Below are 7,553 nucleotides of genomic sequence, written 5' to 3'. Positions count from 1 at the left end.
CCCGCCCTGGGCTTCTCCCCCCCCCCCGGGGGGGGGGGGGGGGGGGGGGGGCACTTTGTCGCCGCATGTCCTGCGCGCCGCCGGCTTCATGCTCTTCACCGAACTCGAGCCGTCCATCCTCTGCCCGATCTCCATGACCTATGCGGTTACGCCGGCGCTGCGCAGCAACGCGGCCGTCTATGCGGATTGGGGACCCAAGCTCACTGCTCGCGAATACGACCCGGCGCTCACGACCTGGCGCAACAAGGCCGGCCTGACCATGGGCATGGGCATGACCGAGAAGCAGGGCGGCTCGGACGTGCGCGCCAACACCACGCAAGCCGTCGCCGACGGGCAGGACGATTGGGGCGAGCGCTACCGCATCACGGGGCACAAGTGGTTCTTCTCGGCGCCGATGTGCGACGCGTTCCTGGTCCTGGCGCAGGCGCCCGCCGGCCTCTCGTGCTTTTTCCTGCCGCGCGTGCTGCCAGGCACGGAAGGCCCCTCCGGTAGCGGCTCCCTCAACGCGATCCACATCCAGCGCCTGAAGGACAAGCTGGGCAACAAGGCCAATGCCAGCTCGGAAGTCGAATTCCATGGCGCGACGGCGTGGCTGGTGGGCGAAGAGGGCCGCGGCGTGCCGCAGATCCTCGAGATGGGAACGATGACGCGGCTGGATTGCGCGCTCGGCACCAGCGGCCTCATGCGGCAAGCACTGTCGATTACCCTCAACCATGCCTCGCAGCGCCAAGCCTTCGGCAAGCGCCTGATCGAACAGCCGCTGATGCGCAATGTGCTGGCCGACCTGGCGTTGGAGTCCGAGGCCGCGACATCCCTGGCCATCCGCCTCGCACGCGCTTTCGACAAACCTGGCGATGCGCACGAAGCGGCAATGGCGCGCCTGCTGACGCCGATCGCGAAGTTCTGGATCTGCAAGCGCGGCTCGCATTTCGCGCAGGAAGCCATGGAATGCCTCGGCGGCAACGGCTATGTGGAAGAGGGCGGCGAAGGCACGATGGCCCGCATCTACCGCGAGATGCCGCTCAACTCGATCTGGGAAGGCGCGGGCAACATCATGGCGCTGGACCTGCTGCGCGCGCTGCGCAAGGCCGACGCCGGTGCCGCGCTGGCGCATGAACTGGCGCCCGCGAAAGGCGCGCATGCGGCGCTGGACCGGCTGGTCGCCGCGTTGCCTACGCGCGTCGAGCAGATGGCGACCGAAGTGGAGGCGCGGCGGCTCGCGCAGGACGTGGCGCTGGCCGTGCAGGCCGCGCTGCTGTACCAGACCGCACCGGCAGCGGTGTTCGGCGCATTCTGCGACTCTCGCGTTGCTGGCAATTGGGGCCAAGCCTTCGGCACGCTGGGTGCCGCTACCGATTTCGACGCGATCATCGCCCGCGCCATGCCGTATTGACGACGAACAACGAAGAAGGAGCAACCATGCCCGACCTGATCCTGCACCATTACCCCAGCTCGCCCTTCTCGGAAAAGATCCGCTTGGTGCTGGGCTACAAGAAACTGGCCTGGAAGTCGGTGGTCATCCCGGCCATCATGCCCAAGCCCGACGTGCTGGCACTCACCGGCGGTTACCGCAAGACGCCGTTCATGCAGGTCGGCGCCGACATCTACTGCGACAGCGCGCTGATCTGCGACGTGCTGGAGCATGTGCACGCCGAACCCACGCTGTTCCCACCGCACCTCAAAGGCGTGTCGCGCGTCTTCGCCCAGTGGGCCGACACGGCACTGTTCTGGGCCGCGATGGCCTACAACCTGCAGCCCAAGGGCGCGGCGCACGTGTTCGCGAAAGCGCCGCCTGAAGCGGCCAAGGCATTCGGCGAAGACCGCAAGGCCATGGCCTCCAACATGATCCGTCTGCGCCCAGGCGACGCGACGTCCGCCTACCGCTCTTACCTGCGCCGCATCGCGCACATGGTGGAGGAGCACGACTTCCTGTTCGGCACCGAGCCCTGCGTGGCCGACTTCGCGACGTACCACTCGCTTTGGTACACGCGCATCCAGGTGCCCGTGATGGCCGAGATCCTGAACACCACGCCCGCGGTCGGCGAATGGATGGACCGCATGGCGGCCATCGGCCACGGCGGCATGGACAAGTTCAGTTCGGGCGATGCCGTCACCGTGGCCCAGGGTGCCGAGCCGATGCCCCCGGGGCAGAACCTGCTGATCGACAGCGCCTTCCAGGACGACCATGGCATTCCGTTGGGCACGCCGGTGAGCATCACGGCCGAAACATTCGGCCCGGAGCCGACGCAGGGTGTGCTCATCGCCGCGACCCGCACGCACTACACGCTGCGCCGCGAAGACCCGCGCGTGGGCGTCGTGCACGTGCACTTTCCGCGCATCGGCTACGTGCTGCGCCAGGCGGAAGCTGGCTGAGTGCTGAGATGAACGCCGCCGCCGGATTCTGCGTCTTCGACACCGAGATCGGGGCATGCGGGCTGGCCTGGGGTGATCACGGCATCGTCGGCGTGCAGTTGCCGCAGGCCCACGCAGAGGCGACACGTGCCCGCATGCGTCAGCGGTTCCCCGGAACGCAGGAAGTGCCGGCTCCGCCGGCGATGCAGTCGGTGGTGACGCGCATCACCGCACTCTTGGCGGGCCACGCGGACCCGTTGCTGGATGTCGCCCTCGACATGACGGATGTGACGGCATTCCATCAGCGCGTCTACGCCATCGCGCGCGCCATTCCGCCCGGCCGCACGCTGACCTATGGTGAAGTGGCCGAACAACTCGGTGAACCGGGCGCGGCGCGAGCGGTGGGGCAAGCGCTGGGGCACAACCCCTTTGCGCCGGTCGTGCCCTGCCATCGTGTGCTCGCGGCGCGCAACGCGGGCGGTGGATTCTCAGCCGCGGGTGGGGTGGCTACCAAGCTGCGGATGCTGCAGATCGAGAAGGCGCAGCTGGGCCCGGAGCCGGGCCTCTTCGACTGAACCTCAGTCTTTTCCAGCTGCCAGTCCGTTGCGTTTGCGAAATGCAGCCCAGCGCTCGCGCACATCGCGCTTCCACTGACTCACGGTGATCCACATCCGGGACGCGCGCACCTGCGCGATGACGCCGTCCTTCCACGCCTTCCAGCGCGGGTACCAGCGCGCAAACCAGGCGAGCTTCATGAGCGCGGGCTGGGTCAGCGTGAACAGGCGCGCCAGCAGGGCGGTGCCCAACAGCTTGGCGCCGACCAGCACGCCTACGCCCATCAGAGCGTGGCCTTTGCCGATCAGGAACAGCGCCATCAGCTTGACGGGCAGCAGCGCCAGCGCGGGCAGGGCGAAAGTCGCCATCGCGGCCCAAGGCGGCAGCGCCGCAATGCGCCGCTCGAGCCAGGCGAACAACGGCAGGCGCGCCAGCCGCGCGAGCAGCGCCGCCAGTGGCACCCATCCCCATTCTTCGAAGAGCAGGACCACGGCCACCAGGGCCGTGAAGGTGTGCCGAAGCAGGCGCCTGAAAAATTCCATCCGGCCAGTGTAGGCCGAACGGCTTCAAGCGGCTGCGGGAGACAGGCCGAAGCTCACTCGTGTCGGTGCCGCCGCGCGCTTGCGCCGCGCGTCCGGTTGTGCCGCGGCTTGCAACGTGATGGTGGCTGTGCCGAGGGCGTAAACCAGCGCATGCCGATGCTCGGCGGTGGTGAACACTTCACCCGCCTCGAGCACGAAGTCGCGCGGGTCGTTGTCGAGCGTGAGCCACACGCTGCCCTCGTCGCAGCGCACCGTGACACCGGCGGCGTCGGCGATGTCGAACAGGCCCTGGTGGCCGAGCGAGACCTGGTATTGCTGGGATCCGGTGTTCATGGCGCTTCCTTTCGCATTCCTGGTGCAAATGAATATACTGGCCCGGTCTCCTGTGTTCAAACGGTCATTGGGAATACGTCGCATGCATCCAGGGAATGTCAAACCGCCCGCCGCAACCTTCGGCACGCCCCGTTCGGCCCAGCTGCGGCTGGAACTGCTGCCGGCGTTCGAAGCCGCGGCCCGCACGCTGAGCTTCACGCTCGCGGCACAAGAGTTGTCACTGACCCAGTCAGCCATCAGCCGGCAGATCCAGCTGCTGGAGGCGAGTTTGAACACACCGCTGTTCGAGCGGCGCCATCGCGCGCTGGCACTGACCGAAGCGGGGCGCGTGATGCAGCGCGCTGTCGAAGACAGCCTCGAACGCCTGCGCGACGCGGCCGCCCGCGTGCGCGGGGCTTCGGGCCCGCGCCAAGTCGCCATCACGTGCACTCCGGGTTTCGCGTCGCTGTGGCTGATCCCGCGGCTGGCCCGATTCACCGCCGTTCATCCCGGCGTCGACGTGCGCATTTCGGCCACGCTGGAAGTCGTCGACTTGGCTCGCAGCAACATCGACGTGGCGGTGCGCTTCGTTCCCAGCAGCTCGGGGCAGGGGCCGGCGTTGTTCGAAGAGGAAGTGCAGCCGCTGTGCGCCCCTGCCTTGGCGAATGATCCGGCGCGGCCGCTGAACAAGCCGGCCGATCTGGCCCAGCACACCTTATTGGCGATGGACATGCCCCAGGGCTCGGCGCTCACCGTCGACTGGGAGCCCTGGTTCGAGGTCATGGGCCTGCAGGGCGTGCAGATGGCCAGCACCATGCGGTTCACGCAGTACGCGGATGCGGTCGCCGCGGCCGTCGCGGGCCAGGGCCTGGTGATCGGCCGGCTGCCGCTCTTGGCCGAACTGATCCGCGCCGGAAAACTGGTTGCCCCGTTTGGTGGGCGCGCCGCAACCCGCCGCGGCTACTACGTCGCGGTGTCCCCGCATGCGGCCGGCAACGCGGACGCGAACGACTTCGTTGCCTGGCTGCGTACGGAAGCGGAACAGGCCCGTGAACTCGTGCGCGGTGAAGTCAACAGCCCAGACTCAGCGCCTGCAACGTCCGCCCGGACTTCGGCTCGAAAACCACGAGGTTGACCTGGCGCGGGTGGCCGGGCACCGCGGGTACCGTGCGTAGCGTGAGCTTGGCCGCCGCGCGGTAGTCGCCGGCCGGCACGTATTGGCGCACGACGAAATCATGCTGCAGCAGCTCGCCCGCGTTCTCGCCGGCCTTGACCTTGCTGCTGTGGCCGTGTTCGGTCACTGTCCAATACGCCGACCAACCCGCCACGCCTTCGGCGGGCGTTACCACCGCCTCGAAAACATCGGCTGCGTTTTTCTGGAGGGCGATGCGGGCGCGGGCAGGCTCGCGAGCTTCAAGCGCCTTGCCCCAGTCACGCCAGTCCTGGCCGTCGCGAACGACCTGCGGCGTGTAGATATTGGACAAGCCGCTGCGTCCCGCGATCTGCCGTTGGCGTGTGGTGTGGGCGGGTGCGGCGAAGCGGTCGACCCAACCGATGTAGTCCCAGTAGCCCACGTGGAAAGCCTGGACCACGGCGCGGCCCGATGCCGCGCTGGACTTCAGCGTCGAGAGCCAGCGGTCGGCCGGAGGGCACGAGCTGCAGCCCTCGGAGGTGTAGAGCTCGATGACCGGCACCAGGGTTGCGGCTGACTCCGCCTTGCACTGCGGGAACGACGCGAAAGCGCCGCCCGAAACGAGAGTGATCGAAGCGGCGGTGAGGAAATGCGAGAGGGTAGACATGGCGCTTCCAGAGGCAATGCCCCTTTGTCGGGGTGATCGTCCTTTTCTTGCAAATTGGTGCGCTTTGGCGGCTTTGATCCCCTTCCCAGCATCGTGAATTGGCAACCACTGCTGGCTCACGAGGGGTTGCCAGAGGCATACAAAATATTGTATATTTCCGGCATGCCCGATCAAAAGCCGGTTGAGTTCCGGGGAAGTGCTCAAGATGATCTGCGTGCATTCCCGACGGCTGCAAGGCGCGAGGCCGGGTACCAGCTGGACCAGGTGCAGCACGGGCTGGAGCCCGACGACTGGAAGCCAATGCCGACCATCGGGCGAGGCGTTCGGGAAATTAGGATTCAGGATGCCGCGGGCGCTTTTCGTGTCATCTATGTGGCGAAGTTCGCCGACGCAGTCTACGTTCTGCACTGCTTCCAGAAGAAGTCGCAGAAGACCAGCAAGATGGATCTGGAATTGGCCGCAAGGCGCTACCGGGATTTGATGAAGGAGCTAGGCCAATGAGCAATGATCGATTCGCCAGTGTGTGGGATGCCATCGAGGACACGCCCGAGGAAGCCGAAAACATGAAGCTTCGCTCGGCCCTGATGATGGCGCTCAAGGGACACTTGGCCCGTGCGGGCCTGAGCCAGGCGCAAGCAGCCAAGCTGTTCGGCGTCACGCAGCCGCGGGTGTCCGACCTCATGCGTGGAAAGATCAACTTGTTCGGCCTGGACGCATTGGTCAACATGGCGGCTGCGGCTGGATTGCGCATTGAAATGCGTGTAACGGAACCGGCGTAAGAAACACACGTTGTAGGGGTGATCTTCGCAGGAGCGATCCGCTCCGTAAAACGGCATCTGGCTGTGCTGTGATCACCATAAGGCAATCGACTCCACCGATCCGGAGTTCACCGTCGAGCGACTGCGCGAATGGAAGAAGCAGGCGGAAAATGAGTCGTGGCGGCGCGTGCTGCGCAACGTCGTGGTTCGCGTCCAGCGTACAGGTGGCCTTGGGCGTACGAAACACGCCGCGCGAGCCGTTGACCTCATCGGGCACGCGCAGCCTTTCCCAGGGCATCACGTCATCCTGGGCACCGATGGGCACCAGCGCGCGGGCTTGCTGCGTGAGGCGCGGGTGCGCGGCGCGCGCGTTCTCGCCGGCCCTGACCTTGCTGCCGTGACCGTGTTCGGTTACCGTCCAATACGCCGACCACGTGGTCACGCCCTCAGCGGGCGTTACCACCCCCTCGAAAGCATCGTCCGCGTTTTCTGAAGGGCGATGCGGGCGCGGGCGGGGTCGCGCCCCTTCACCCGTTCTTACAGCTTGACGCGCTCGCGCGGCGGCACGTTGTCCACCACCGGTTGCTCCACCACGGTGTGGGTTCGCTCTACGCGGGGCCCGAGGCGGTTGTCGAATTCGCCGAGGCGGCTGTCGAGGATCCGGGTCATCTGATCGAGCTGGGTGCGCAGTTCACGCTGGCTCTGAACCATGGCCTTTTCGAACTCCGTTGCCGCGATGGCTTCGCGCTGGCGGTTTTCACGCAGGTGCATGTCGATGTGCTGGCGCAGGTCGGTGAAGCGCGACGCTTCCGCCTTGTCGGCCAGGTCGCGCTGTACCTGCAGTGCCTTGCCGTGGCGATGCGACTCCAGCATGTAGCGCGACTCGTGCATTGCGCTGCTGATCAGCCAGGCCAGCAGCGTGGCACCCAAAGCAAACAGCAGCACCATGCCCAAGGCGGCATCGGTCACCAGGATGCCGAAACTCAGGGGTGTGGTGCGATTGAACTCGGACCAGTTCAGCCCCGCAAACCCGGCCAGCAAAGCCAGGGCCACCACAATGAAAATCAGTCGGGCGCGCATGTTTGTCTCCCAAAAGCGAATAAGGCCCATTCTGTGAACCGCAGGGCTTGCCGGGCTGTCAGCAAAGATGCCGTTTTGCCGTGTGGCAAACTCTATAAACTGACCCACCCCCGAAGCGGCCTCTAGCCGATGCCCCCTCGGGCGTCGCCCTCTCC

General features: G+C 66.3%; 10 protein-coding genes. 6 read left to right on the top strand and 4 right to left on the bottom strand.

The annotated features are described in order from the left end of the window. The 3 genes from EEB15_RS32740 to EEB15_RS32730 form a co-directional block, all read left to right on the top strand. Positions 1-1,393 (top strand): acyl-CoA dehydrogenase family protein (locus tag EEB15_RS32740; RefSeq protein WP_141514186.1); only part of this gene is annotated, 1,393 nt, incomplete at its 5' end. Positions 1,394-1,419: 26 nt separating this feature from the next. Beyond that, the gene (locus tag EEB15_RS32735; RefSeq protein ID WP_141514185.1) at positions 1,420-2,373 is read left to right on the top strand and encodes a glutathione S-transferase family protein; all 954 of its coding nucleotides are present in this window, start codon (positions 1,420-1,422) and stop codon (positions 2,371-2,373) included. An 8-nt stretch (positions 2,374-2,381) separates the two neighbouring features. Continuing rightward, on the top strand, positions 2,382-2,927 hold the full coding sequence (locus tag EEB15_RS32730; protein ID WP_141514184.1) for a methylated-DNA--[protein]-cysteine S-methyltransferase: 546 nt from the start codon (positions 2,382-2,384) through the stop codon (positions 2,925-2,927). A 3-nt stretch (positions 2,928-2,930) separates the two neighbouring features. On the opposite strand, the gene EEB15_RS32725 is transcribed toward EEB15_RS32730, so the two are convergent. Both EEB15_RS32725 and EEB15_RS32720 read right to left on the bottom strand, forming a co-directional pair. Then, positions 2,931-3,449, bottom strand: coding sequence for a hypothetical protein (locus EEB15_RS32725; RefSeq protein WP_233259723.1), 519 nt, complete (start codon positions 3,447-3,449; stop codon positions 2,931-2,933). Between the two features lie 24 nt (positions 3,450-3,473). After that, a complete protein-coding gene (locus tag EEB15_RS32720) occupies positions 3,474-3,782 on the bottom strand; it encodes a DUF2917 domain-containing protein (protein WP_141514183.1) in 309 nt (102 codons plus the stop codon). An 82-nt stretch (positions 3,783-3,864) separates the two neighbouring features. On the opposite strand from EEB15_RS32720, the gene EEB15_RS32715 reads away from it, so the two are divergent. Continuing rightward, positions 3,865-4,896, top strand: a complete 1,032-nt coding sequence (locus tag EEB15_RS32715; protein ID WP_141514182.1) for a LysR substrate-binding domain-containing protein — start codon at positions 3,865-3,867, stop codon at positions 4,894-4,896. Here the strand turns inward: EEB15_RS32715 and EEB15_RS32710 are convergent. Further along, a complete protein-coding gene (locus EEB15_RS32710; protein WP_141514181.1) occupies positions 4,832-5,560 on the bottom strand; it encodes a DUF1223 domain-containing protein in 729 nt (242 codons plus the stop codon). The genes EEB15_RS32715 and EEB15_RS32710 overlap by 65 nt on opposite strands. Positions 5,561-5,722: 162 nt before the next feature. On the opposite strand from EEB15_RS32710, the gene EEB15_RS32705 reads away from it, so the two are divergent. Both EEB15_RS32705 and EEB15_RS32700 read left to right on the top strand, forming a co-directional pair. After that, on the top strand, positions 5,723-6,061 hold the full coding sequence (locus tag EEB15_RS32705) for a type II toxin-antitoxin system RelE/ParE family toxin (protein ID WP_141514187.1): 339 nt from the start codon (positions 5,723-5,725) through the stop codon (positions 6,059-6,061). After that, complete coding sequence (locus tag EEB15_RS32700; RefSeq protein WP_141514180.1) at positions 6,058-6,339, top strand: helix-turn-helix domain-containing protein; 282 nt, start codon at positions 6,058-6,060, stop codon at positions 6,337-6,339. Before EEB15_RS32705 ends, EEB15_RS32700 begins: the two co-directional genes overlap by 4 nt. A gap of 516 nt (positions 6,340-6,855) precedes the next feature. Here EEB15_RS32700 and EEB15_RS32690 read toward each other — a convergent pair. Then, entirely contained in the window at positions 6,856-7,398 is a 543-nt protein-coding gene (locus EEB15_RS32690) for a hypothetical protein (RefSeq protein WP_141514179.1), read from the bottom strand. Positions 7,399-7,553: the final 155 nt, after the last annotated feature.

This window comes from Ramlibacter sp. WS9, assembly GCF_003797765.1.
Taxonomy (GTDB): Bacteria; Pseudomonadota; Gammaproteobacteria; order Burkholderiales; family Burkholderiaceae_C; genus Ramlibacter.
The sequence above is the reverse complement of the archived record's forward strand: the minus strand, read 5'-3'. Positions and strand labels throughout refer to the sequence as shown.

Coding starts and splice junctions, on each gene's coding strand:
- EEB15_RS32690 (WP_141514179.1), bottom strand. CDS start 7,398: ATGCGCGCCCGACTGATTTTCATTGTGGTGGCCCTGGCTTTGCTGGCC.
- EEB15_RS32700 (WP_141514180.1), top strand. CDS start 6,058: ATGAGCAATGATCGATTCGCCAGTGTGTGGGATGCCATCGAGGACACG.
- EEB15_RS32705 (WP_141514187.1), top strand. CDS start 5,723: ATGCCCGATCAAAAGCCGGTTGAGTTCCGGGGAAGTGCTCAAGATGAT.
- EEB15_RS32730 (WP_141514184.1), top strand. CDS start 2,382: ATGAACGCCGCCGCCGGATTCTGCGTCTTCGACACCGAGATCGGGGCA.
- EEB15_RS32725 (WP_233259723.1), bottom strand. CDS start 3,449: ATGGAATTTTTCAGGCGCCTGCTTCGGCACACCTTCACGGCCCTGGTG.
- EEB15_RS32720 (WP_141514183.1), bottom strand. CDS start 3,782: ATGAACACCGGATCCCAGCAATACCAGGTCTCGCTCGGCCACCAGGGC.
- EEB15_RS32735 (WP_141514185.1), top strand. CDS start 1,420: ATGCCCGACCTGATCCTGCACCATTACCCCAGCTCGCCCTTCTCGGAA.
- EEB15_RS32715 (WP_141514182.1), top strand. CDS start 3,865: ATGCATCCAGGGAATGTCAAACCGCCCGCCGCAACCTTCGGCACGCCC.
- EEB15_RS32710 (WP_141514181.1), bottom strand. CDS start 5,560: ATGTCTACCCTCTCGCATTTCCTCACCGCCGCTTCGATCACTCTCGTT.